Here is a 24,766-nt window from a genome sequence, read left to right on the forward strand (position 1 = left end):
GCGTAGAATGTCCATTTCGTGCACGGATCGTGCGCAAGGCTAGCAAAATGGGACCGATTTTGCACGCACGTTGTGCAGCAAATGACGGAAACTGATCCCCAGACAAGTCAGGGAGTTGCCGCCATGGGTCCGTTTCCGCACGATGCGCCGCCGGCCGAAATCAGCACTGAGAACCCGATGGGCACCGACGGCTTCGAGTTCGTCGAATATGCCCATCCGAATCCGGCGGAGCTGCACGCGCTTTTCAAGCTGATGGGCTTCGTCGCGGTCGCCCGCCACCGGACCAAGCAGATCACGGTCTATCGCCAGGGCGACATCAACTATCTCGTCAATGAGGAGCCGGGCAGCCACGGCTTCAACTTCGTCGCCGCGCACGGTCCCTGCGCCCCGTCGATGGCATTCCGTGTGGTCGACGCGAAGCATGCCTATGAGCGCGCGCTCGCGCTCGGCGCGGAGCCGGCGGATGTCTCGCCCGCAGCGAAGACGCTCGATGTGCCCGCGATCAAGGGCATCGGCGGCAGCCTGCTTTATTTCGTCGACCGCTACGGCGCCAAGGGCTCGGCCTATGATGCCGAGTTCGAATGGCTCGGCGCGGCCAACCCGCGCCCCGCAGGCTCGGGCCTGTATTACGTCGATCACCTCACCCATAACGTCCATCGCGGCCGGATGGATGTCTGGACCAGCTTCTATGCAAAACTGTTCAACTTCCGTCAGATCCGTTTCTTCGACATCGAGGGCCGCGCATCCGGCCTGTTCTCCCGTGCGCTGACCAGTCCGGACGGCAAGATCCGGATTCCGATCAACGAGGACGCCGGCGATTCCGGTCAGATCGAGGAATATCTCAACGTCTACCGCGGCGAGGGCATCCAGCACATCGCCTGCGGCGCGCGCGACATCCACGCGACCGTCGAGAGGTTGCGCGCCGACGGCCTGCCGTTCATGCCGTCGCCGCCCGATACCTATTTCGAGCGGATCGACGCCCGCCTGCCCAAGCATGGCGAGGACGTCGCCCGGCTCAGGACCAACGGCATCCTGATCGACGGCGAAGGCGTGGTCGACGGCGGCCAGACCAAGGTGTTGCTGCAGATCTTCTCGGCCAACGCGATCGGGCCGATCTTCTTCGAGTTCATCCAGCGCAAGGGCGACGATGGCTTCGGCGAAGGCAACTTCAAGGCGCTGTTCGAATCGATCGAGGAAGACCAGATCCGCCGCGGCGTGCTGAAGGTCGATCACGCGGCATGAGCACGCCGTAATGCCACGCTAGCGCTCAGGCGCCGTCCCTGCGAAAGCAGTGACCCATGCCGTGGAATCTATCGCGTGTGCCGGGTAGTAGTCCCGCGGAAAAAGCCGCGCGCCACAACCGCGTGTCGTGGTTACGGGTCCCGGCCTTCGCCGGGACGACGACGGTTAGTCTATTTCCCCGCCTTCCACGCGCTGGTCACGTCGCCAATATTCGCCAGTTCCGGCTCGCGGATCGCCGACGGCGTGCGCGAAAAGCGCGGCGCGGGGGCGGGCTGGGTGACGCCGTGGCGGTCGACGAACACCTGGCGTGCGGCCATGTGCGGATGCTTCGGCGCTTCCTCCATGGTCAGGATCGGCGCGAAGCAGATGTCGGTGCCTTCCATGATCTGACACCAGTCCGCGCGCGATTTGCTTTTGAACACCCGGGTCAGCTTCTCCTTCAGCGCCGGCCAGGCCTTGCGGTCCATCTGCGCGTCGAAGTCGGCGTCGGTCAGGTCGGCATGCTTGCGCAGCAGCGCGTAGAACTGCGGCTCGATCGAGCCGATCGAGATGAAGTTGCCGCAGGAGCATTCATAGACGCCGTAGAAATGCGCGCCGCCATCCAGGAAATTCTGGTCTCGACCGCCGCTCCAGCGGCCCTGCGCGGCCATGTCGTAGAACATCGACATCAGCGAGGCCGCGCCGTCGCACATCGCGGTATCGACCACCTGGCCCTTGCCGGACTTCTGCGCTTCCAGCAGCGCAGCGAGCACGCCGACCACGAGGTAGAGCGCGCCGCCGCCGAAATCGCCGACCAGGTTGAGCGGCGGCACCGGCTTCTCCTTGGTGCCGATCGCGGCCAGCGCGCCCGTGATCGAGATGTAGTTGATGTCATGGCCGGCGGCATTCGCCAGCGGGCCTTCCTGGCCCCAGCCGGTCATGCGGCCATAGACCAGTCTTGGATTGCGCGCGAGCACGACATCGGGGCCGAGGCCGAGGCGCTCCATCACGCCCGGACGAAAGCCCTCGATCAGCGCGTCGGCGTGGCCGAGCAGGTCGAGCACTTCAGCAATCGCCGCCTTGTTCTTGAGGTCGAGCTCGATGACCTTGCGGCCGCGGGTTGCGACCGCCTTCAGATTCTTGCCGGCGCCGACCCGATCGAGCGTGATGACCTCGGCGCCCATGTCGGCGAGCAGCATGCAGGCGAACGGGCCGGGACCGATGCCGGCGAATTCGACGATGCGGAAGCCGGCGAGCGGGCCCGAGGTGCGGGCGGCGGTCTGGGAGGCAGGTTTATCGAGCACGTTGTTCTTCCGTTGGTTGCGGGGCGCTAGGCGGCTGAGATGTCGCGGCTGGCTTGGTGCCGAACTTCATGCGTTCTCCCAGCCGTCCGTGGGACGGTATTTTTAATTAGCTGATTAGCTAAATTGTCTCGCCTAAAGCCGGATGTGGCAAGCACCTTTTGTCCTGTGCCGCCGGTAAAAACGCGAACGGCGCGCATCGCTGCGCGCCGTTCTGGACTTGTGTTTAGGCGCTATCAGCCCGCGGCCGCGACCGCCCGCTGTCCCATCACCTTGATCAAGTTGGCGCGGTAGTCGGCCGAGCCGTGGATGTCGGCGAGCAGGCCGCTCGCCGGGATTTTGACGCTGTCGAGCGCCGAGGCCGCCCAGTTCGCCTTCAGCGCCTGCTCGATCGGCGCGACCCGCATGACGCCGCTCTGCGACGCGCCGGTGGCGGCGGCGCGGACGTCGCCCGACTTGGTCTTGGCGACGAACACGCCGGTCAGTGCGAAGCGCGAGGCCGGGTTCGGAAACTTCGCGTAGCCCGCCTTGGCCGGGATCGGGAACGACACGGCGGTGATGATCTCGCCATCCTCGAGCGCCGTCGTGAACAGGCCCTTGAAGAAATCATCCGCCGCGATCGACCGCTTGTTGGTCTTGACCGTCGCGCCGAGCGCCAGCACCGCCGCCGGATAATCCGCCGCCGGGTCGTTGTTGGCGAGCGAGCCGCCGATCGTGCCGCGATAGCGCACGGCGGGATCGCCGATCAGCGACGCCAGATTGGCGAGCGCCGGGATCGCCTTCTGCACTGCATCACTTTGCGCCACATCGTAATGCGGAGTCGCGGCCTTGATGGTGACCGTGTCGCCCGACACCTCGATGCCGATCATCTCCTGCACCTTGGACAGGTCGATCACGTCGGAAGGCGCGGCAAGACGCTGCTTCATCACCGGAAGCAGGGTCTGTCCGCCGGCGAGGAATTTTGATTCCGCGCCTTTGGCGAAGGTTGCGGCGGCGTCAGCGACCGAGGAAGCGCGGTGATAATTTGTCTCGTACATGGCTCTTCCTCCCTCAACCGTGAATGGCGTGCCAGACGCGATCGGGCGTCGCCGGCATTTCCAGCTTGTTGTTGCCGATCGCGTCCGTGATCGCGTTGATCACGGCAGCCGAGGCGCCGATCGCGCCGGCTTCGCCGCAGCCCTTGACGCCGAGCGGGTTGCCCGGACACAGCGTCGTGGTGTGGGAGAGCTGGAACGAGGGCAGGTCGTCGGCCCGCGGCATGGTGTAGTCCATGAAGGACGCGGTCATGAGCTGACCGGTGCCGTCATAGACCACACCTTCGAGCAGTGCCTGGCCGATGCCCTGCGCAAGGCCGCCATGGACCTGGCCCTCGACGATCATCGGGTTGATCAGCCGGCCGAAATCGTCGGCTGCGACGAAGTTGACGAAGGACGTCTTGCCGGTACCGGGATCGACCTCGAGTTCGCAGATATAGGCACCGGCCGGGAAGGTGAAGTTGGTCGGGTCGTAGAACGCCGTCTCCTTCAGGCCGGGCTCCATGCCATCGGGCAAATTATGCGCGGTGTAGGCGGCGAGCGCGACCATCGGCAGCGCGATCGACTTGTCGGTGCCGGTGACCTTGAACTCGCCGTTCTCGATCACGATGTCGCTCTCGGACGCCTCGAGCGCATGCGCGGCGATCTTCTTGGCCTTGGCCTCGACCTTCTCCATCGCCTTCACGATCGCCGTACCGCCGACCGCGAGCGAGCGCGAGCCGTAGGTGCCCATGCCGAACTGCACCTTGTCGGTGTCGCCATGGACGATCGAGACCTGGCTGATCGGCACGCCGAGCCGCTCCGCGATGATCTGGCAGAACGTCGTTTCGTGGCCCTGGCCGTGGCTGTGCGAACCGGTGAGCACCTCGATGGTGCCGACCGGGTTGACGCGGATCTCCGCCGACTCCCACAGGCCGACGCCGGCGCCGAGACTGCCGACCGCCTTCGACGGCGCGATGCCGCAGGCCTCGATGTAGCAGGAGATGCCGATGCCGCGCAGCTTGCCGTCGGCTTTCGCCTTGGCCTTGCGGGCCGGGAAGCCGGCATAGTCGATCGCCTTCATCGCAGCATCGATCGAGGCGTGGAAGTCGCCGATATCATACGCCATGATTACAGGCGTCTGATACGGGAACTGGGTGATGAAGTTCTTCTTGCGCAGCTCGGTCGGATCGACCTTCAACTGCCGCGCCGCCGTCTCCATCATGCGCTCGATCAGAAAACTGGCCTCGGGGCGGCCGGCGCCGCGGTAGGCGTCGACCGGCGTGGTGTTGGTGTAGACGCCGATCACCTCGGCATAGATCGCCGGAATCACGTACTGGCCCGACAGCAGCGTCGCGTAGAGATAGGTCGGCACCGCCGAGGAGAACAGCGACATATAGGCGCCGAAATTGGCGTGGGTCTTCACCCGCAGGCCAAGGATCTTGTTGTCCTTGTCGAACGCCAACTCCGCCTTCGAGACATGGTCGCGGCCATGCGCGTCGGTGAGGAAGGCTTCCGAACGGTCGCCGGTCCACTTCACCGGGCGGCGAGGCCCACCTTCTTCGAGGCCCACAGAGCCACCATCTCTTCGGGATAGATGTAGATCTTGGAGCCGAAGCCGCCGCCGACGTCGGGCGCGATCACGCGCAGCTTGTGCTCGGGCGCGATGTTGTAGAACGCCGACAGCACGAGGCGGGCGACGTGCGGGTTCTGCGACGTCGTGTAGAGCGTGTAGTGCTCTTCGGCCTGGTCGTAATGCGCGATCGCGGCGCGCGGCTCCATCGCGTTCGGCACCAGGCGGTTATTGGTGAGGTCGAGCGTCACCACATTGGCCGCCTTGCTGAAGGCATCCTTGACCGCGGCTTCGTCGCCGAGATGCCAGTCATATACGATGTTGCCGGGAGCTTCGGGATGAAGCTGCGCGGCGCCCGGCTTGATCGCGGCCTTGATGTCAGGCACCGCGGGAAGTTCTTCGTAATCGACGACGACCGCTTCGGCGGCGTCCCTGGCCTGGTTCTTGGTCTCGGCGATCACGACCGCGACGGCCTGCCCGACAAAGCGCACGGTCTCCGGCGCCATCGCCGGCCACGCGCCCATTTTCATCGGTGAGCCGTCCTTCGAGGTGATGGCCCAGCCGCAGATCAAATTGCCGACCTTGTCGTCGACGATCTGCTGTCCGGTCAGCACCGCGATCACGCCGGGCATCTTCATGGCCTCGGCGGAATCGATGCCCTTGACCTTGGCATGGGCATGCGGGCTGCGGATGAAGTGAGCGTAGCTCATGCCAACCATTTTGACGTCGTCGACGTAACGTCCTTGTCCGGTGATGAACCGGCGATCTTCCTTGCGCACGACACGTGCGCCAATTCCTTCAACACCCATTGTCTAGTCCTCCCGACCGGAGATTCGATTTGCCGCCGTTTCCATCGAGACCGGCGGTGGTGAGCTTGATCGTGTGCGGTGCGTGGCGCGCTACTCGGCGGCCTGCGCAACCTTCATGCGGCCGGCTGCGTCGAGCACCGCCTTGACGATGTTGTGGTAGCCGGTGCAGCGGCAGATGTTGCCTTCGAGCTCGTGGCGAACCGTTTCCTCATCGAGCTTGCCACCATGGCGGTGCACGATGTCGACAGCGGACATGATCATGCCGGGGGTGCAATAGCCGCACTGCAGGCCGTGATTGTCGCGGAACGCCGCCTGCATCGGGTGCAGCTCGTCGCCCTTGGCGAGGCCTTCGATCGTGGTGACGTTGCAGCCCGCGGCCTGGCCGGCCAGCATGGTGCAGGATTTGACCGCCCGTCCATCGACATGGACGACGCAGGCGCCGCATTGGCTGGTATCGCAGCCGACATGGGTGCCGGTGAGGTTCAGGTTTTCGCGCAAGAGGTGCACGAGGAGGGTTCGGTCCTCAACGTCGACCGAGACCGCCTTGCCGTTTACCGTCAGTTTGACTGTAGACACGCGTTTCTCCCAATAGCTTCGTTATGGGCCCAGTAGACCACGCTTCATGTGGGTCGTAACCGCGATCAAAGTCGTAGTCGCGGCCCTGTCATGAAGGCGCCGGGCAGTGCCTGCGATCCTAGCAGGCAGCCGTTCAATGGGCAATTTGCAAGCAGCCGGCGGCGCACTCCGGCGCGACGAAATTGCCCGGCAGCGCAAGCGGTTTTCGGCAAACTGATGGTGCTCGCCGCACGCCAAAATCGTCGCCGCGATCGCTACTACCTTCCGCCTATAACGACGCAAGGGCGTTGCTGTCATTTTCATCGCCGACGCAGTGACGGAAGATCGCTGGTTCACGAAATTGGGTCGAGAGACGCGCGCGCGATGCACCCATCGCGGCAACGAAACCATATTGGAGGAAGCCAATGAAGCTGAGGAGCGGGATTTTCTTTGCCGGCGTGTCGCTGGTCGCCATGGTGCTGGCAGGCATTGGTGCGTCGAAAGCCAATGATTCCGTCGTGAAGGCGGCATCCGATCCCAACGGATGGGCAATTGCCGGCCACGATTACGGCAATACGCGTTTCAGCCCGTTGAAGCAGATCAACTCCGAGAATGCCGGCAAGCTGCAGCTGGTCTACTCGCTGTCGCTGGCTTCGCTCCGCTCCAACGAGTCGTCGCCGGTTGTGATCGGCAAGAACCTGTATGTGTCGACCTCGTGGGGTCCGAAATACGTCTATGCGATCGATGCCGCGACCGGCGCGCGCAAATGGACCTGGCAGCCCGATATTCCGGATGACGTGCTTCAATACGCCTGCTGCGACGTCAACAATCGCGGCGTGTCCTATGCCAACGGCAAGATCTTCGTCGGCCGGCTCGACGGCAAGCTGACCGCGCTCGACGCCGAGACCGGCAAGGAGCTCTGGACCTCGACGGTCGTCGACTACAAGCAGGGCTCGGTCATCACCTCGCCGCCGCTCGTCGTCCGCGACAAGGTCATCACCGGCTTCGGCGGCGGCGAATATGGCGTCCGCGGCGCCTTGCAGGCGTTCTCGCTCAAGGACGGCAAGCTGCTCTGGCAGACCTACACGGTGCCGGCGCCGGGCGAACCCGGCAGCGACACCTGGAAGGGCGACACCGGGCTGCACGGCGGCGGCGCCGCCTGGCTGGTCGGCTCCTACGATGCCAAGTCCGACACGGTCTACTGGGGTACCAGCAATCCGGGGCCGTGGAATACCGCGGTGCGCTCCACCGGCGACGGCAATTTCGGCAAGCTGACCAACCTTTACACGGCCTCGACGCTGGCGATCGATCCCAACACCGGCAAGATCAAGTGGCACATCCAGGGCACGCCGGCTGACGCCTGGGACTATGACGGCGTCAACGAGCTGCTGCTCGCCGACCTCAAGATCAAGGGTACCGAGACGCCCGTGCTGATGAAGGCGGACCGCAACGGCTTCTTCTTCGTGGCCAACCGCGAGACCGGCAAGATGATCTCCGCGGAGAAATACGTCTTCGCCAACTGGGCCAAGAAGTGGGACATCAACACGATGCGGGCGGAAGAGGATCCGGACAAGCGTCCGGGCCCGGGCCATCCCGCCAAGGACATCTGCCCGAACCTGATCGGCGGCAAGAACTGGCAGCCGATGTCGTTCAACCCGCAGACCGGCCTCGTCTACATCCCGAGCAACAATGTGTGCATGGACTGGTCGGTCTCTGACGTGAACTACAAGCGCGGCGTGTTCTATCTTGGCGCCGAATTCCCGACCAAGCCGGGCCCCGGCGGCTTCCTCGGCGAGCTCGTAGCCTGGGATCCGATCGCCAACAAGAAGGTGTGGAGCATCAAGGAAGACCTGCCCTTCAACGGCGGCACGCTGACGACCGGCGGCAATTTGGTGTTCTCCGGCAACCTGCATGGCGACTTCCGCGCCATCGATGCCAAGAACGGCAAGGTGCTGTGGAGCAAGAACCTCGGCAGCGGCATCGGTGCAGGTCCAGTGACCTATTCGGTCGACGGCAAGCAGTATGTCGCGATCGTGGTCGGACGCACCGCGGCGCTGCCGGCCTTCCTCGGTGACATCGGCAAGAAGATGGTCGCCGCGGCGCCCGAAGGCGGCTCGCTGTTCGTGTTCGCCCTGCAGTAAACGATCGTCTAGGAGGCAGCATTGTCCGTGTCCTGCATCGCCCGAAACGAACTGCGCACCCCCTCGCGCAACACGCGGTTGGAACATGCAATCCGGACCGTGCTGCTCTCCGCCCTGCTCATGGTGCCGGCCCTGGCGGCCGGCGCCGACGAGACAAAGCCGCCGCTGCGGCTCTGCGCCGATCCGACCAACCTGCCTTTCTCGAGCGACGACCCGGGCAAGCCCGGCCTCTATCTCGAGATCGGCCAGGCGGTGGCGCAGAAGCTCGGCCGCACGGTGAGCACCAACTGGTACAAGTCCTATTTCGGCAAGCGCACGGTGCGGGAGACGCTGCTCAGCAAGCAGTGCGACGCCATGGTCGGCCTGCCGCTGATCGACGATTTCATGGGCCCGGCGGTGATCTTCTCGAAGCCGATCGCCCATGAAGGCTACGCGCTGGTCGGCAGCAAGGACCGCAAGCTTGCCGGCATCGACGACCTCAGGGGATTGCGGGTTGCGGTGCAGTATCAATCGACGCCACAGAACCTGCTCGCGCTGCGCGACGATATCCGGAAGGTGACCGTGCTCAGCCCGGAGGAGGGCATGGCGGCGCTCGAACAGGGTAAGGTCGACATCGCCTTCATCTGGGCGCCGGTGGCGGGTTGGCTCAACAAGACCAGCTACGGCGACAAATATCAGATCGTGTCGACCGAGGGCGACGGCCTGCTCTGGGCGACCGCGATCGGTTTCGCCAAGGTGTCCGGCGCGCTGCGCGATGAAGTCGACGGCGTGCTGCCGGCGCTGCAGCCGGAGATTGCCGCCCTGTTTGCCAAATATGGCGTGCCGAACGGCGCACCGGTGAAGTTCGGCGAGGCCGACCGCGCGACGACGTCGTCCGTCGGCGCCAGCGAGCCCGTCACGGTCGGGCAGGCCGCGGCCGAGAAACCGGTTCAGACCGCCGCGACCGCCGGCGACGCCAAGGGGGATGCCACCGCCGGGCGAGAGGTCTTTAACGGAACCTGCGCGCATTGCCACGGCCCGGACGCGGTGCAGGCCGAGCGAAAGATCGATCTCAGGCTGCTCAAGAAGCGCTATGCTGACGACATGGAATCGACATTCTGGAAGACGGTCCATGACGGGCGGCCGGCCAAGGGCATGCCGGCCTGGAAGGACGTCTTCAACGACGACGAGCTCAGAAACGTATATGTCTATCTGCAGAGCGTGCAGGATACCGGCGGATCGAACTAGAAGCTGCGGTTCGCAAGAGGAGCGTTTTCGAGCGAAGTGGATACCGGTTCGCGTGAAGAAAACGCGTCAGAACATGAATCGAGAGCTCCGTTCCGATCCAATCGGAACGGAGGCTTGAGCAGTGCGAGGGTCCTCATGATGGGGTTCCTGATCATCGACGATCACCCCCTGTTCGGGGAGGCGCTTGGCAACGCCATTCGCATCTCGCATCCCGATGCCCGGATCTATGAGGCCACCTCGATCAAGGGGGCCCTTGGCATCCTCGCCAGCGAGCCGAATATCGACCTGGCGCTGCTCGATCTGCTGCTGCCCGACGTGGTCGGCTTCTCCGGCTTCCAGAAGATCAGGGATCGCTATCCGCGGCTGCCGATCGCCATCGTCTCGAGCGAGGAGGACAAGCACACCATCCGCGAGGCGCTCGAGATGGGCGCGGTCGGCTATCTGCCGAAGTCGACCTCGCTCGGCGAGCTCTCGCAGGCGATCGCGCGCGTGCTGAGCGGCTCGGTCTCGGCGCCGCGGGATTTCGTCGCGGTCGGTGCGCTGGAACAGTCCGAGACGGCGCGGACGCTGCGCGAACGCATTCAGAAGCTGACGCCGCAGCAGATCCGGGTGCTCCATCTGATCATCCGCGGCCTGCAGAACCGCGAGATCGCCGCCGAGCTCAAGCTCGCGGAATCCACCGTGAAGGCGCATGTCACCGAGATCCTGCGCAAGCTGAAGCTGTTCAGCCGCAACAAGGCGATCATCGAGCTCGGCAAGATTCCGCTTCCGGTCCCGGAGGCCTGTTCGGGCGCAAAGGCGGAGAAGGCGCCCTAGTGTGCTGAATGCGAAGTTCGTGCGATTTCGCGGCAGCCACTTTCACGAACTTCGCATTGATAAAGCACACTAGAATCATAAGTTTGCTAGTGTCCTTATCGAATCCGAAGTTCGCTCCGAAGGTGCGGCAAATGATGCGAACTTCGGATTCGGGACACTAGCCGTGCTGCACTGCGAGGCGGGCGCATTGGATATCCTGCCTATAGGCTGCCATCCGGCTTTGAGATAACGTCGTGCGCACAATGGCTGTTATGAGCATCCGAGGGAGGACGGCGCAGCATTGACCACGACCGCGCCCCTGGCGGACGAGCCGCCGCTCGGCAAGGCGGGTACGCCTCGACTGCTGATCGTCGAGGATCACCCGCTGTTCCGTGCCGCCCTGATCGGCGTGATCGGGGCCGAGTTTCCCGATGCCGAGGTGCTGCAGGCGACGTCGATCGACGGTGCGCTGGATGTGATCGCGGCGCGCGACGGCCTCGATCTGATCCTGCTCGATCTGTCGATGCCCGGGACGACGGGCCTGCTCGGCGCCTACCGGGTGCGTGCCGCCGCGCCGCGCAGCGCGCTCGTGATCGTGTCGGCGCATGACGATCCCCGGATCGTCGGCGGCGCGATCTCGCTCGGGATTTCCGGCTACATCCCGAAGTCGACGCCGAAGCTCGAGCTGGCGCGGCTGTTGCGCGGCATTCTCGAAGGCGCGGTGTGCCTGCCGCCGCGCTTTCGCGATACCGCCGCCGCGCGGAAGGCCCAGGCCGAGGCGCGCGAGCTGGTGCAGCAGCTCGGCCAGTTCACCGCGCAGCAGCTTCGCGTGCTCGACATGATCTGCCGCGGCCTGCAGAACAAGCACATCGCCTATGAGCTCGATATCTCGGTCACCACCGTGAAGGTGCATGTCTCGGAGATCCTGCGCAAGCTCGGCGTGCGCAGCCGCACCGAGGCCATCATCGCGCTGTCGAAGCTGGACTTCGGCAAGCACGACCACGCGCCGGTGACGGCCTCGCCGTCGTCGCATGGCGCCTAGGACCGATCGACATTCATTGCATCCAGATCATTGCGGCAGCGAGATGGATGAAGCCGGTAAAGTAGTCAGATCGCCTGTCATAACGGGTTGCCAAGCGTCGGAAGTGTTTGAGCTGGCAAAAGCAGCGCTCGATGCGGTTGCGCTGTTTGTATGCGTCGGCGTCGTGCGGAATGATGATCCTGCGGGTGCGGTTTGACGGGATCACCGCCGTTGCGCCGATTTCCGCGATGATCGCACGCAGGGCGTTGCTGTCATAGGCCTTGTCGGCGAGCACGGCATCGCCGCTCTGGCCGTGGAGCAGTGCCGGCGCCTGGGTGATGTCATTAACTTGCCCAGCCGTGACGATGAAGCGGAGCGGACGGCCGAGCGCATCAGCCAGCATGTGGATCTTGGTGGTCAGTCCACCTCGGGAACGCCCCAGCGCCTGATCTTTGGCCCCCCTTTTCCGCTCGTCGCCTGCTGGTGGGCGCGAACGATGGTGCTGTCGATCATCAGATACTGGTTGTCGCGATCGGCGGTCAGAGCAGCGAACACGCGCTCCCAGACGCCGGCATGGCACCAGCGGCTGAAGCGCTGATGCACCGTTTTCCACTTGCCGTACCGTTCCGGCAGGTCGCTCCAGTGTGCGCCCGATCGCAAAACCCACAAACATCCGTTGACGAACAGTCGATTGTCCGCAGCCGTACGTCCCGGGTCGCCAGCTTTCCCCGGCAGCAGTGGCGCAATCCTCGCCCATTGCGCCTCCGTCAGCTCATATCGTTTCGCCGCCACCATCTGCTCCGTGTCTCGAATCACGGAACTCTATGAATCAGCGATCAAACCGCTTGGGAATCCTGAATGTCGATCGGTCCTAGAGCCTTTCCCGTTTCGATGGAATCGCAACGGGAAAGGCTCCAGGTTCTTGTCTGACGCGTTTTCTTCACGCGAACCGGTATCCACTTCGCTCGAAAACGCTCTGCTCATAACCGCGCGCCCGACTGCTCCGCCGCCAGCAGGAACGACAGCAGCGAGCGCATCTCGGCGGGCTTGATCGGCTTCTTCAACAGCTCATGGCCGAAGGCCGATACGTCGGAGGCGGCCTTCGCCGAGTAGTCGGCGGTCACGATGATCGCCGGCACCTTGGCGTTGATCGCGCCGCGGATGACATCGACGGCCTGAATGCCGGTCTCGCCATTGTCGAGATGCAGATCGGCGATGATGGCGTCGGGAATGCCGTCGAGCGCGTGGATGCGCTCGAGCGCCTCGGTCTTGGAGATCGTCACCGCGACGTCGCAGCCCCATTTCTCCAGCAAATGGGCGAGCCCCTCGGCGCTCGAGAGGTCGTTCTCGATCAGCAGGATCTTGGCGCCCTCCATGCCGCCATAGCGATAGTCGACGCTGGCCTGTTCGCGCACCGGGATCGCAACCGGATCCAGCGTGCGAGGCACGGTGACCGAGAACACCGAGCCTTTGCCGGCGCGCGAGCTCAGCCTGATGTCATGGCCGAGCAGGTCGGCAAACCGGCGCACGATCGAAAGACCAAGCCCGATGCCGGCCTTGTCGCCGGCGCTGGTCTCGCCGCGCTGAAACTCGACGAAGATGGCTTCGCGCTGCGCTTCCGGAATGCCCGGCCCGGTGTCGTGCACCTCGATGCAGATGTCATCGCCCCTGGCCCGGCATCCCATCAGCACGCTGCCGCGCTGGGTGTAGCGCAGCGCATTGGCGACGAGGTTTTGCAGGATCCGCCGCAGCATCAGCGGATCGGAGCGAACCACCGCGGACGACGGCATGATCCGGAAACCGAGATTGCGCTTGGCGGCGGTCGCGACAAATTCCTGCTCCAGCGGCTCGAACAGCGAGGCGATCGCGACCGGCCCGAATTCGGGCCTGAGCACGCCCGCATCGAGCTTGGAGATGTCGAGCAGCGTCCGCAGCATGTCCTCGAGCGTCGCCAGCGAACGGTCGATCTGATCGGTCAGCGCGACGCTCTTGGATTCGGTTGCCATCTCGGTCAGCGCGGACAGCGTCAGCCGCGCCGCATTCAGCGGTTGCAACAGATCGTGCGTGACCGAGACCAGCACGGATGATTTCAGCGAGCTCGCCGCCTCGGCCTGCTGCTTGGCCTGCAGCAGGCGACCATTGGTTTTTTCCAGCGATTGCAGCGCCTGCTTGAGCTGCTGGGTGCGGTCGCGCACCTGCTGGTCCAGCGCGATCGCGGTCTCGAACAGCGAGAAGGCGTTGAGCTGCTGATCGGTCGAGCGTTCGACGCGCGACATCAGCGCCGCGTTGATCTTGCGCAGCTTCTCGGCCTCGCGTTCGAGCGCCGCAATTCGCGTGGTCTTGGTATCCGTCATTGCGGCGCGAGTGCCCGCTTGCCGATGGCGATGCCGGTCAGCGTCTGGTTGACATGCATGGAGCGATACTGCTCGCCATAGGTCTGAAAGCCAATCACTTTGTTGCGGCGATAGAGCTCCGACATCTCCCGCGACAGCTGGCGCTGCTCGACGTCGAGCCGGCGCAGCACGCATTCGAAGCCGATGAACATCGAGACCTCGCCGAGATCCTCGGTCAGCTCCTTGAGCAGGCGGCTCGTCACGTCGATCGGGTCGCGCTCGCGCGCCACCGTCAGCACCATGCCCTCGTCGATGGCGCAGAAGAATTGCAGCGATCCGTCCGGGTTGGTGCGCTGGATCGACCGCGCGTAATAGGCGCCGCCGACGCGAACCAGCACGGGATGCGCGGCGAACGAGAACAATTCGAGCTTGCTGTCGCTGAGGCCGACGGCGCGGGAATATTCCAGCGCGGCCGGCTCGGCATTCAATTCCTTGACGATGCGGTGCTCGATGTCGGCCTCGGTCACCACCATCTTGGTCGAGGTCGGTTCGAAGTGGTCGCACTTGAACAGGCGGAACGGCAGCCGGGTCCGGATCAGGATCAGGACCGCGGCATCGGTAAAGGCCTCGCCGCCATGGAAGACCCACGATTTCTCGAAGCGCAGGCCGTCGCCGGCGGAGCCGCCGACCACCGGGATGTCGCCGAGCGACGCATAGATCGCCGACATGATGGTCTCCTCACGCTGGCACATGCCGTCGATGAAGAGCAGCCCGAAGGAATCATGGGTGTGATCGCAATGCTCGGTGCGTTGCGCGAATTCGTTCTGCAATTCGGTGCAGATCGAGCGGCCGTGATCAACCCGAAATGTCGAAAGGTCGAACAGCGGCCGGGCCGCGATGACGAAATCGGCCGCGTTGAAGCCCATCGCGACGACGCTGTCCTCGTCCCAACCGCCGGGCGACAATTCACCGGCCGTGGTGCAGCCGAAGATCGGTACGTCGGGCATCCGGCTGGACAGTTCGGCAATGAATGTCTGCGGCTCGTAGACCGGTGACACGAACACCACGAGCATCGCGAGATCAGCCGCCGCCAATTGGCGCGCGATCTCGTCGGCTGCTTCCCGCGGCCCGTCGGTCTTTGCCTGCACCACGACAATACTGTCGGCGGCGCTACCGTTCTGCTTCGCCAAAGGCGTTCTCCCTAACCAGAATTTTTTTGCTTTTCTTGGCGCGGCCGATTGAACCCGCGCGGGTCGTGAGGGCATCCGGACCATGCCGCGATGGCTGGCGTTCCGGCTTGCCCGCGGCTTTCAGGTCGTGAGGGGAAATGCCATTGGCCGGGCTATTGCGCCGGCAGCTACGCTCGCCGCAAGCGCCAATGGCGCCGGTCGACGCGATGACATGGGACACCTCCCGATGTGTGTTCTCCTGGCCCGGGCAGGGACAGGATTTGATCGGTTCTAAACTATCGGGCCGGACCTGCGCGTCAATCACCTTACCCACCCGCCTAGCCCGACCAAGGTAGTATCGCGCCGGGCCCGGCGGCCGCTGCCCATTTACCGGGCCTTATCGATTCTGCCTTAGTTTTGCGCTCCGGGGTCTGGGGCGGGTTGCTGCCGGACCTCGCGTGGTTTTCAGAATGAAGACGGGGGTTGGAATGCCGGGGCTGAAGCGATCGTTGTCGATCAGGATCCCAACCCTCAGATTTCGCGCCAAGATCATGCTCGGCTTTGCCGTCACGCTGGCGCTGTCGGCAGCCACCATGGGCTTTGCCTATATGGGCTTCGAGCGGGTCTCCGCCGGCGTCGGCTCCTATCGCCAGAGCGTCGCGGAAGCCGATCTGGCCCGCAACATCGATCGCGAATTGATCTCCTACCGTTCGCTGGCGCGCTACTTCGTCGCGACCGGCAAGGAGGACGACGCCAAGGCCGCGCTCGCCGCCGAGGGCAGTCTGAAGGACGCCATCATGGCGTCGATGAAGGGCACCACCAATCCGGCCCGGCTCGAGCAGATCACCAAGCTGGAGCGCGAATTCCGCGCCTTCACCAAGATCTTCGCCGAGATCGTCCGCATCAAGGACGACAGCGCACAGACCGCGCAGAACAAGCTGACCCGCAGCGCGACCTCGATGCGCTACAAGCTCGACGATCTTCCGAGCAATGCCGATGATTCCGAGCTGCAGTCGATCCAGTTCGGTGCCAAGAAGGTGGCCGACCAACTCCAGTCGATCACCGGGGCCGTCAATACCTTCGTCGTCAACGGCGACAAGACGGTCGCTTCGAGCGCGCTCGCCCGGCTGAAATTCGCCGACAATCTCGTGAAGGCGATCACCTCGAATAACGAGCGGATCACCCAGAGCGTGAAGGACATCACCGCGCTGCTCGAAGAGTACCGCGAGGCGCTCGCCAAGCTGATCGCGAACGCGAAGTCGATCGACGAACTGACCGTCGAGATGACGGAGTCCGCGGCCGCCATCAGCCAGGGCGCGGCGGCGATGAAGTCCGATTTGCTCGCCGACCAGAAGCGGCTTGAAAACGAATCGCACACCATGATCGGCGAGACCGAGCAGCTGATCCTGATGCTCGCCGCCGGCAGCTTCGTGCTCGGGCTGGTCTGGGCGTTCCTGCTGGGCAAGGGCATTTCGCGACCGATCGCGGCGATGTGTGCGGCGATGCGCGAGCTCGCGGCGGGCAATTTCGACGTTGTGCTGCCGGGCCTCGGCCGCCGCGACGAACTCGGCGAGATGGCCGGCGCCGTAGAGGAGTTCAAGGTCCAGGCGATCGCCAAGGCCGAACGCGATGCCGCGACCCAGGAAGCGCAGAACAAGGCAAGTGCGACCGCGCGACGCAATGAGCTGATTCGTTTTGCCGACGAATTCGAATCCGCGGTCGGCTCGATCGTCTCCAACGTGTCGGCCTCAGCCGTGCAGCTCGAATCCGCGGCCGGTACACTGACCCGGACGGCGGAGACCACGCAGAACCTGTCGAGCCAGGTCGCCGGCGCCTCGGAGGAAGCCTCCAGCAACATGCAATCGGTCGCCTCCGCAACCGAGGAGCTGTCGGCGTCCGTCGACGAGATCGGCCGTCGCGCCAAGGAGTCGAGCCAGATCGCGGATTCCGCCGTGCGTCAGGCCGAGCAGACCGACGCGCGGATCGGCAAGCTCTCGCGCGCTGCGCAGGAGATCGGCGACGTCGTCAAGCTGATCACGGCGATCGCCGAGCAGACCAATCTGCTGGCGCTGAACGCCACCATCGAGGCCGCGCGCGCCGGCGATGCCGGCCGCGGCTTCGCGGTGGTTGCGGCCGAGGTGAAGTCGCTGGCGAGCCAGACCGCCAGGGCCACCGACGAGATCTCCACCCATATCTCGGGCATGCAGGCGGCGACGCAGGAATCGGTCGCCGCTATCAAGGAGATCGGCGGCACTATCGGGCAGATCTCCGGCTCGCGACCAACATCGCAAGCTCGGTCGAGCAGCAGAGCGCGGCAACGCAGGAGATCGCGCGCAGCGTGCAGAACGTCGCGCAGGGCACACAGGAAGCGGCGTCCAGCGTCACCCAGGTGAATCGCGGCGCCACCGAGACCGGAGCTGCTTCCGAAGAGGTGCTGAATTCGGCCCGCTCGCTGTCGGTCGAGAGCTCGCGGCTGCGCGAGGAGCTCGACCGCTTTATGGCCAATATCCGCGCGGCATAAGGCGCGCGCGGATCTATCCATCGTCGTCCTGGCGAAAGCCAGGACCCATAATCACCACTCACTATTGTTTTAAGTGCAACTCGCCGCGTGCCCTTTTGTTGGGCCGCGGCGTATGGGTCCTGGCTTTCGCCGGGACGACGCTGTTTGGTTGGCGAGATGATGCGATTAATCTCGTCCGAACTGGTGCTTCAACTCGACCTTGGCGCGCTCCAGCCGCGACCGCTCGGTCTTCGGCAGCGTCTTGCCGGCGCGGTTGATATAGAAGGTCAGCATCGAGAGCGCGGAACGATAGGCGCCGCTCTTGCGGCGCGCGCTGTGCTCGGCGGACCGCTTCAGCGATGATGCGATCTTCTTCGCGCTGGTCTGCTTGAACACGCCGCGCTCGAGGTCGAGCGCATCGCTCTCCTTGGTCACCCGCTGCGACCAGCGCTTCGCCGTCCTCTTGCTTGCGCCACGCCTGCGACGCGTCGCGCTCGTGGACCGTGCCGGTGATGTCCTTGCCGTCTTGCGCGTTGCTTTCTTGTGTGCGGCCATCGATGCCTCCGTGTCTTTTGAGCCGAGAACAGATCGCCGCGACCGCGGTTCCTATGCCGCATTGCGGGAACCCTTGCCGGCCTGCCGCGTTGACACCGCGTGGCGGGCACTCCGTTTGCCGCAATTCCGGGTGAGTGAACCTTGGAGCAGATCGTTCCGGGGTTTTTCTCATTGGTCGATTCTGATGACAGTGCAGCCGACACAATTGAGTTCCGCGACGACGCAACAGGCCGTGGCTCCGGTCACGCCGGACGATGACCGCATCATCGAGACCTCGATTCCGGTCCGGCTCGACAATCTCAGCTGGAGCCGCTTTCACACCCGCGTCGTGCTCGCGCTCGGCATCACCTGGATCCTCGACGGGCTGGAAGTGACGCTCGCGGGTGCATTGTCGGGCGCGCTGAAGGACAGCCCGACGATGAGCTTCTCCAACGCCGATGTCGGTCTTGCCAGCAGCGCGTATCTCGCCGGCGCCGTGCTCGGTGCGCTGGGCTTCGGCTGGCTCACCGACCGGATCGGGCGCAAGAAGCTGTTCTTCATCACGCTCGCGCTTTATCTGTCGGCGACCGCCGCGACCGCGCTGTCGTGGAATGTCGCGAGCTACGCGCTGTTTCGCTTTCTCACCGGTGCCGGCATCGGCGGCGAATACACCGCGATCAACTCGACCATCCAGGAACTGGTGCCGGCGCGCTATCGCGGCTGGACCGATCTCGTCATCAACGGCAGCTTCTGGATCGGGGCGGCGATCGGTGCGCTGAGCGCCATCATCCTGCTCGATCCCGCGTTCCTTGCGCCGGACCAGGGCTGGCGGATCGCCTATTTCACCGGCGCGGTGCTCGGCCTCGTCGTGCTACTGATGCGGATGTGGATTCCGCGGAGAGCCCGCGCTGGCTGATGATCCACGGCTATCCCGACCGGGCCCACAAGATCGTCGCCGATATCGAGACCTCCGTGCTCGGCCACGAACAATCGAGCGCGGACTTTGAGAAGATCAGGCTGCGGATGCGCGATCACACGCCGCTGCGCGAGGTCGCGGTGACGCTGTTCTCCACCTACCGGCAGCGCTCGCTGGTCGGGCTCACGCTGATGGCCGCGCAGGCGTTCTTCTACAATGCGATCTTCTTCACCTTCGCATTGATCCTGACCGACTTCTTCGGTGTCGCCGCCAGCAATGTCGGCTGGTACATCCTGCCCTTCGCCGCCGGAAACTTCCTCGGGCCGCTGCTGCTCGGCCGCCTGTTCGATACGCTCGGCCGCCGCACCATGATCGCGCTGACCTATGGCATCTCGGGCGTGCTGCTGGCGCTGTCCGGCTATCTGTTCTCGATCGGCGTGCTCACCGCGCAGACCCAGACCATCGCCTGGATGGTGATCTTCTTCTTCGCCTCGCCGGCCGCGAGCGCCGCCTATCTCACCGTCAGCGAGACGTTTCCGCTGGAGGTCCGCGCGCTCGCGATCGCCGCCTTCTATGCGATCGGCACCGGCATTGGCGGCGTAATTGGACCGGCGCTGTTCGGCGTGCTGATCGACACCGGATCGCGCAACAGTGTCTTCGCCGGCTACCTGCTGGGGTCGGCGCTCATGATGGTCGCCGCAGCGGTCGCATGGCGCTATGCCGTCGCGGCCGAGCGGAAATCGCTCGAATCTGTCGCGCGACCACTGGCATGTGTGGAGTAGACTATGACGAAGCATGACGTGGCCGAAATGCCCATGGATGATGACATCGCCCCTGACGCCAAGACGGACAGCGTGCCGACGCCGGCGTCGCTGATCCCGCCGCTCCGCCAGGCCGCGGTGCTGCTTGACATCGACGGCACCCTGCTCGATTTCGCGCCGACGCCGCGCGAGGTCTGGGTGCCGCCGGAACTGTCGACCACGCTGAAGCAGCTGCATGAGCGCACCCACGGCGCGCTGGCGCTGGTCAGCGGCCGCTCCCTCAACGACATCGACCTGATCTTCGCGCCGGAAGTGTTTCCCGCGATCGGCGGCCACGGCGCCGAGATGCGGCTGCAGCCGGACAGCGAGGCGGTCGCCGCACACGCGCCGCCGCTCGACAAGGAGTTGAAGCGCCGTCTTGCCGCGATCGCAAAGCTCAGCCCCGGCATTCTGCTCGAGGACAAGGGCTATTCGCTGGCGCTGCACTACCGGCTGGCGCCGCAGGCGGAGAAGGCGATCTATGAAGCGGTGTCGCTGATCCGCGCCGAGTTGCCGAATGCGCCGATCGAGGTGCTGCCGGGCAAGAGCGTCTGCGAGATCAAGCATTCCGGCTTCACCAAGGCGACCGGCGTGCTCGAGCTGATGACGCATGAGCCGTTCAAGGGACGGCGCCCGTTCTTCATCGGTGACGACGTCACCGACGAGACCGTGTTCGCGATCATGCCCGATTTCGACGGTCTAGCGTTCTCCGTCGGCCGTCGCGCAACCGGCGTCGCCGGACATTTCGACGGACCGAGCGATGTGCGCGAATTCCTCGCGCATCTGCTCGACGTTGATAGGGACGTCAGCCTGTCCTAACCGAAACGCATTCATCGCAGGCGAATCGAATACGGTGCTTTTGCGTCGTGGCGTCAACCTCGCGCGTAATTTTCTTTTCGCGAGTTCCCGCGAGTTCCGTGCGTGTTCGCCAGAATTTGGTTTCAATTGGGAGATTCCTTGGTCAGGAACCATCTTGATGAATGGTTGTTAATACGCGAGTTGACCAACAGGAGGGGACCTGGTGAACCTCGTCGTCGTATCGAACCGCGTCTCGCGCGGAAAACCCAATGAACCCATGACGGGGGGGCTGGCTGCGGCATTGTTGCCGGTGGTGGAAAAGACAGGGGCAATATGGGTGGGTTCCAGCGGACGCGTCCGCGACGGGAACCTGAAGGAACCTTTTCGCAGAGGTCGAAGCGCTCGGGGCGGGCGCGCTGGCGATGCTCGATCTGCCGGCCGCGCACTATGGCGGCTATTACGAAGGCTTTGCCAATTCGGCGCTGTGGCCCGCGATGCATTCGCGCGCCGATCTGATTCGTGCGTCTCGCGAGGACTACGCGAGCTATCGCGAAGTGAACGCGTTCATGGCGCGCGCGTTGCTGCGCTTCCGCAAGCCGGATTCCGTGTTCTGGGTCCAGGACTATCATTTCCTCGCGCTCGGCGCCGAGCTGCGCGATCTCGGCGTCACGCAGCCGATCGGCTTCTTCCTGCACACGCCATGGCCGGCGCGCGCGGTAATCGCGGGCGTGCCCAATCATCGCGAGCTGATCGAGGCGATGCTGTCCTATGACCTGATCGGCTTCCAGACCGATGAGGACTGCGAGAACTTCCTGAGCTATGTGCAGCACGATCTCGACTTCGAGGTGCGCGACGGCGTGATCAATTCGTCGTTCGGCCGCACCCGCGCCGCGGTGTTTCCGATCGGCATCGATCCGGGCAAGTTCGCGCAGCAGGCGACCAAGGCGATGACGCATCCCGACGTGACGCGGCTGCGGCGCAGCCTCAATGGCGAGAAGCTCGCGATCGGCGTCGACCGGCTCGACTACTCCAAGGGCCTCGTCAACCGCATCAAGGCGTTCGACAAGATGTGGACGCTGCATCCGAACCTGAAACGCTCGGTGTCGCTGCTGCAGATCGCAACGCCCTCGCGAGGCGCGATCGAAGCCTACGGCAATCTGCAGAGCGAGGTGGCGAAGCTCGTTACCGACGTCAACGGCGTGCATGGCGAGGTCGACTGGACGCCGATCCGCTACCTCAACAAGGGCTTTGGCCAGGGCGTGCTCGCAGGCCTTTACCGCACCGCGCAGGTCGGCGTCGTGACGCCGCTGCAGGACGGCATGAACCTGGTCGCCAAGGAATATGTCGCCGCGCAAAACCCGGCGGACCCCGGCGTGCTGGTGTTGTCGAAATTCGCCGGTGCGGCGAACGAGCTCGACGCCGCGCTGCTGGTCAATCCGCACGATATCGACGGCATGGCGCGCACCTTGGCGACGGCCCTCGCGATGCCGCTGACCGAGCGGCGGATGCGCTGGGAAGCCATGATGGAGAAGCTCAACAGCGGCACCATCCAGCAATGGTTCGCCGACTTCATCGAGGCGCTGCAGGATACGCACAATGCGGGAAACGCGGCGCTGCCAGAGCCACCAACCCTGTGGCCGCGCCGCACGGCGGATTTTGCCGCGCGCTATCACTGAGCGAGCATGACGATGCAGGGTGGGTGCGTTAGTTCGCCCATCCGCGGTTCTGTCGTCCCTGCTAATGCGTAATTGCGCACTAGGCAGGGAACGACACTGAATGTGTTGCGCGGCCAGTGGTCATAACTTCGCGTTCTCGCGACGGGGCTCGCGAAAGCGGGAATCCGGCATCCGTTCTTCCAGGAGCGATGCGGTCCAATAGATTCCGGGCTCGCGCCTGCGGCGAGCCTCCGGACGAAGAGGCGGGTTGATCGCATGCACTCATTGATTTGCGCCGGTCCCTGACCGACCGCCGGCCAAAATCGCGCGCGGCCGCGCGCAAGGCCGCGGCGCGCGACCGCCATCGTTATCAATTTACCCAATGTTTTCAATCTGTTGTGGAAATTTCGCGCTCCCGGCCTGCGCTCCCTTGCAAAATCCGCCTCAGCCCTTCAAGAGAGGGCCTCCCGGAGAGATGGCCGAGTGGCTTAAGGCGCACGCTTGGAAAGCGTGTGTGCGGGAAACCGTACCGTGGGTTCGAATCCCACTCTCTCCGCCATTGGCCTCGCTAAGCGCCTGAAACTCCGCATTTACCTACAAAATAAGGCTTTCCGTAAAGTCCCGGTGGTACACAGGAGTGGACACCGTGAGCTTTCGCATGATCCAGCCGTGGGTGAATCCGCGCTCCGAATTTTACTGGTTCAGACGCCGCGTTCCGAAGGCGTACCGCACGTTCGGGATGCCGTCCGAGATCAAGTTCAGCCTGGGCACCAAGGACTGGGACGAAGCCGTTCTACGTTGCCAGGAAGAGAACCTGAAGCTCGAGCGGCAGTGGCGCGGCAACATCGTCGGCACGCCTCCGACTGAGCTCTCACACCTTCAGATCACCGCCCTCGCCGGCGAGTTCTACGCCGAGACCGTGGCGGCCCATCTGGACGACCCAGGCAGGGCAGTCGCGTGGGAGCAGTCGTTGAGGAAACTCGACGAACGCAGACGCGCCCCGATCGGCCCGCTCGGACCGCACTTGCACATGATGTTCGGCTCCGAAGCGCGCGCGTTCCTGCAGCGGAAGAGCGTCCTTCTTGTCGGCGAGAGGCTCGAATCCTTTCTGCGCGCGTATGTCGAAGCGAAGGAGCATGCATCGAAAACGCTGCTGAGTGCTGCGAAATTCGATTACAAGCCGGCCGCAAACCCTCCATACTACCCGAAATTCGAGCCACCGAATCCGGCGATGAGGTTCGAAGCGCTGTGGGAGGAATTCGTCAAGGCGCGCATGATCGCCGCGTCGACCAAGAAGAAGTGGAAACCGTATTTCGCCCAGTTGATCAAGCGGGTCGGCGGCGACGACATGAGCCGCGTCACCGAACAGCATCTGCTGGACTGGCGCGACGCGCTGCTGGCGACGAAGCTCTCACCAGTCACCGTCCGCTACGGCTACATCGCGTCCGCGCAAGCGTTCTTCGGATGGGCGAAGAGGGCGAAGAAGCTTCCGTACAATCCTGCGGCCGAGGTCGTCGTCGAGGTCACCGAGAAGCACGAGATGGACATGCGCGGTTTCGACGACGCGGAAGCGGCGACAATCCTCGCGGCGGCGCTGGCGCCGATGAACGAGACGATGACCGAGGAGAACGCGGCCGCCCGAAAGTGGGTGCCGTGGCTCTGTGCATACACGGGCGCCCGCGTCAACGAAATCACGCAGTTGAGGGCGTGCGATATCGTCGAAGCGCAGGGTATCCCGTGCATCCGGATCACGCCCGAGGCCGGCACCGTGAAAACGTCCAGAAAGCGGACCGTGCCGCTGCACCCGCATCTGCTCGACATGAAATTTGTCGAGTGGGCGCAGGAGAAGTCCGGGTCGTCGCCGCTGTTCTATTCGGAGGCTCGCCAGCGCAAGCCCGATCGCTTGAATCCTGCGTACACGTCGGTCGGCAACAAACTGGCCGACTGGGTACGCAAGCTCGGCATCAAGGATCCGACGGTCGCCCCGAATCACGGTTGGAGGCACCGGTTCAAAACCGTCGCGCGGAGGGCCAAGATGGATGCGGAAGTGCGGGATGCGATCCAGGGGCATGCACCGCGTACCGAAGGTGAGGACTACGGCGAAGTCCCAGCCGATGTGATGCTGCCGGAGATACTGAAGCATCCCTGGTACACGGTCGAGGTGCCTACCGAGCGTCGCGATCGCCGCCGCCGCGGCCGGCGGCGGATCGATCAAGCCGCCTCAGTATAGGGTTCGACAGGCGCCGCCTTGCAGACGATGTTCGTATCCCCGGAGACGGGGCGGTTACGACACTGGGCTTGCAGAGGTCGAGCGGCGCATCCAAAAGCTCCAATGTGCCGCCCACCGAGATGAAAACCGTAGAGCGGTCGATATCCGACCTGCCGTGCCGTTTCCGGACTATCCT

The 24,766-nt window shown here is 64.2% G+C and carries 15 protein-coding genes, 1 tRNA gene and 4 pseudogenes; 11 read left to right on the top strand and 9 right to left on the bottom strand.

From position 1 onward, the window contains the following. Positions 1-123 precede the first annotated feature (123 nt). Positions 124-1,242 (top strand): 4-hydroxyphenylpyruvate dioxygenase, encoded by a 1,119-nt coding sequence (gene hppD / locus ACVWZM_RS19885; RefSeq protein ID WP_253588565.1) that lies wholly within the window; start codon positions 124-126, stop codon positions 1,240-1,242. A 170-nt stretch (positions 1,243-1,412) separates the two neighbouring features. On the opposite strand, the gene ACVWZM_RS19890 is transcribed toward hppD, so the two are convergent. From ACVWZM_RS19890 to ACVWZM_RS19905, 4 genes and pseudogenes are all read right to left on the bottom strand, one after another. Beyond that, positions 1,413-2,525 carry a CaiB/BaiF CoA transferase family protein gene (locus ACVWZM_RS19890; RefSeq protein WP_456854341.1) on the bottom strand — a complete coding sequence of 371 codons (1,113 nt, stop codon included), beginning with the start codon at positions 2,523-2,525 and terminating at the stop codon, positions 1,413-1,415. 233 nt (positions 2,526-2,758) lie between these two features. After that, entirely contained in the window at positions 2,759-3,559 is an 801-nt protein-coding gene (locus ACVWZM_RS19895) for an FAD binding domain-containing protein (RefSeq protein WP_456854343.1), read from the bottom strand. Between the two features lie 13 nt (positions 3,560-3,572). After that, positions 3,573-5,917 (bottom strand): annotated as a pseudogene (locus ACVWZM_RS19900) (xanthine dehydrogenase family protein molybdopterin-binding subunit). 90 nt (positions 5,918-6,007) lie between these two features. Continuing rightward, positions 6,008-6,493, bottom strand: a complete 486-nt coding sequence (locus ACVWZM_RS19905) for a (2Fe-2S)-binding protein (RefSeq protein ID WP_028335209.1) — start codon at positions 6,491-6,493, stop codon at positions 6,008-6,010. A gap of 404 nt (positions 6,494-6,897) precedes the next feature. Between ACVWZM_RS19905 and ACVWZM_RS19910 the strand changes: the two genes are divergently transcribed. The 4 genes from ACVWZM_RS19910 to ACVWZM_RS19925 all read left to right on the top strand — a co-directional run bounded on the left by ACVWZM_RS19910 (position 6,898) and on the right by ACVWZM_RS19925 (position 11,677). Further along, positions 6,898-8,613, top strand: coding sequence for a PQQ-dependent dehydrogenase, methanol/ethanol family (locus ACVWZM_RS19910; protein ID WP_456854345.1), 1,716 nt, complete (start codon positions 6,898-6,900; stop codon positions 8,611-8,613). 27 nt (positions 8,614-8,640) lie between these two features. Further along, positions 8,641-9,840 carry a c-type cytochrome gene (locus ACVWZM_RS19915; protein WP_456856718.1) on the top strand — a complete coding sequence of 400 codons (1,200 nt, stop codon included), beginning with the start codon at positions 8,641-8,643 and terminating at the stop codon, positions 9,838-9,840. Positions 9,841-9,975: 135 nt separating this feature from the next. Next, complete coding sequence (locus ACVWZM_RS19920) at positions 9,976-10,656, top strand: response regulator (RefSeq protein ID WP_016843264.1); 681 nt, start codon at positions 9,976-9,978, stop codon at positions 10,654-10,656. Between the two features lie 280 nt (positions 10,657-10,936). Next, the gene (locus ACVWZM_RS19925; RefSeq protein WP_057021123.1) at positions 10,937-11,677 is read left to right on the top strand and encodes a LuxR C-terminal-related transcriptional regulator; all 741 of its coding nucleotides are present in this window, start codon (positions 10,937-10,939) and stop codon (positions 11,675-11,677) included. A 13-nt stretch (positions 11,678-11,690) separates the two neighbouring features. On the opposite strand, the gene ACVWZM_RS19930 is transcribed toward ACVWZM_RS19925, so the two are convergent. The 4 genes from ACVWZM_RS19930 to ACVWZM_RS19945 all read right to left on the bottom strand — a co-directional run bounded on the left by ACVWZM_RS19930 (position 11,691) and on the right by ACVWZM_RS19945 (position 15,492). Further along, a protein-coding gene (locus ACVWZM_RS19930; RefSeq protein WP_310885574.1) for an IS5 family transposase occupies positions 11,691-12,451 on the bottom strand; the annotation gives its coding sequence in 2 pieces (ribosomal slippage) (positions 11,691-12,106 and positions 12,106-12,451; 762 coding nt in all). 185 nt (positions 12,452-12,636) lie between these two features. Then, complete coding sequence (locus tag ACVWZM_RS19935) at positions 12,637-14,010, bottom strand: ATP-binding response regulator (RefSeq protein WP_229192426.1); 1,374 nt, start codon at positions 14,008-14,010, stop codon at positions 12,637-12,639. After that, the gene (locus ACVWZM_RS19940; protein WP_092079249.1) at positions 14,007-15,179 is read right to left on the bottom strand and encodes an FIST N-terminal domain-containing protein; all 1,173 of its coding nucleotides are present in this window, start codon (positions 15,177-15,179) and stop codon (positions 14,007-14,009) included. Before ACVWZM_RS19940 ends, ACVWZM_RS19935 begins: the two co-directional genes overlap by 4 nt. Beyond that, positions 15,160-15,492: a hypothetical protein gene (locus tag ACVWZM_RS19945; protein ID WP_456854348.1), complete on the bottom strand. Its 333-nt coding sequence runs from the start codon at positions 15,490-15,492 to the stop codon at positions 15,160-15,162. Before ACVWZM_RS19945 ends, ACVWZM_RS19940 begins: the two co-directional genes overlap by 20 nt. Before the next feature lie 154 nt (positions 15,493-15,646). On the opposite strand from ACVWZM_RS19945, the pseudogene ACVWZM_RS19950 reads away from it, so the two are divergent. After that, a pseudogene (locus ACVWZM_RS19950) lies at positions 15,647-17,679 on the top strand (methyl-accepting chemotaxis protein). 165 nt (positions 17,680-17,844) lie between these two features. On the opposite strand, the gene ACVWZM_RS19955 reads toward ACVWZM_RS19950, so the two are convergent. Then, positions 17,845-18,213, bottom strand: coding sequence for a DUF3175 domain-containing protein (locus tag ACVWZM_RS19955; protein WP_168859275.1), 369 nt, complete (start codon positions 18,211-18,213; stop codon positions 17,845-17,847). Between the two features lie 184 nt (positions 18,214-18,397). Here ACVWZM_RS19955 and ACVWZM_RS19960 point away from each other — a divergent pair. The 5 genes and pseudogenes from ACVWZM_RS19960 (at position 18,398) to ACVWZM_RS19980 (ending at position 24,591) form a co-directional block, all read left to right on the top strand. Then, positions 18,398-19,890, top strand: a pseudogene (locus ACVWZM_RS19960) (MFS transporter). 3 nt (positions 19,891-19,893) lie between these two features. Then, the gene (otsB, locus tag ACVWZM_RS19965) at positions 19,894-20,727 is read left to right on the top strand and encodes a trehalose-phosphatase (protein WP_410469707.1); all 834 of its coding nucleotides are present in this window, start codon (positions 19,894-19,896) and stop codon (positions 20,725-20,727) included. Between the two features lie 202 nt (positions 20,728-20,929). After that, a pseudogene (locus ACVWZM_RS19970) lies at positions 20,930-22,382 on the top strand (trehalose-6-phosphate synthase). A gap of 448 nt (positions 22,383-22,830) precedes the next feature. After that, a tRNA-Ser gene (locus ACVWZM_RS19975) sits at positions 22,831-22,920 on the top strand. An 87-nt stretch (positions 22,921-23,007) separates the two neighbouring features. Beyond that, positions 23,008-24,591, top strand: coding sequence for a DUF6538 domain-containing protein (locus tag ACVWZM_RS19980; protein ID WP_456854351.1), 1,584 nt, complete (start codon positions 23,008-23,010; stop codon positions 24,589-24,591). Positions 24,592-24,766 lie beyond the last annotated feature (175 nt).

This window comes from Bradyrhizobium sp. USDA 4501 (assembly GCF_054062115.1).

Excerpts from the sequence above, each read along its gene's own strand:
- ACVWZM_RS19895 (WP_456854343.1), bottom strand. The coding sequence starts at position 3,559 with ATGTACGAGACAAATTATCACCGCGCTTCCTCGGTCGCTGACGCCGCC.
- hppD (WP_253588565.1), top strand. The coding sequence starts at position 124 with ATGGGTCCGTTTCCGCACGATGCGCCGCCGGCCGAAATCAGCACTGAG.
- ACVWZM_RS19935 (WP_229192426.1), bottom strand. The coding sequence starts at position 14,010 with ATGACGGATACCAAGACCACGCGAATTGCGGCGCTCGAACGCGAGGCC.
- ACVWZM_RS19955 (WP_168859275.1), bottom strand. The coding sequence starts at position 18,213 with ATGGCCGCACACAAGAAAGCAACGCGCAAGACGGCAAGGACATCACCG.
- otsB (WP_410469707.1), top strand. The coding sequence starts at position 19,894 with ATGACGAAGCATGACGTGGCCGAAATGCCCATGGATGATGACATCGCC.
- ACVWZM_RS19910 (WP_456854345.1), top strand. The coding sequence starts at position 6,898 with ATGAAGCTGAGGAGCGGGATTTTCTTTGCCGGCGTGTCGCTGGTCGCC.
- ACVWZM_RS19920 (WP_016843264.1), top strand. The coding sequence starts at position 9,976 with ATGATGGGGTTCCTGATCATCGACGATCACCCCCTGTTCGGGGAGGCG.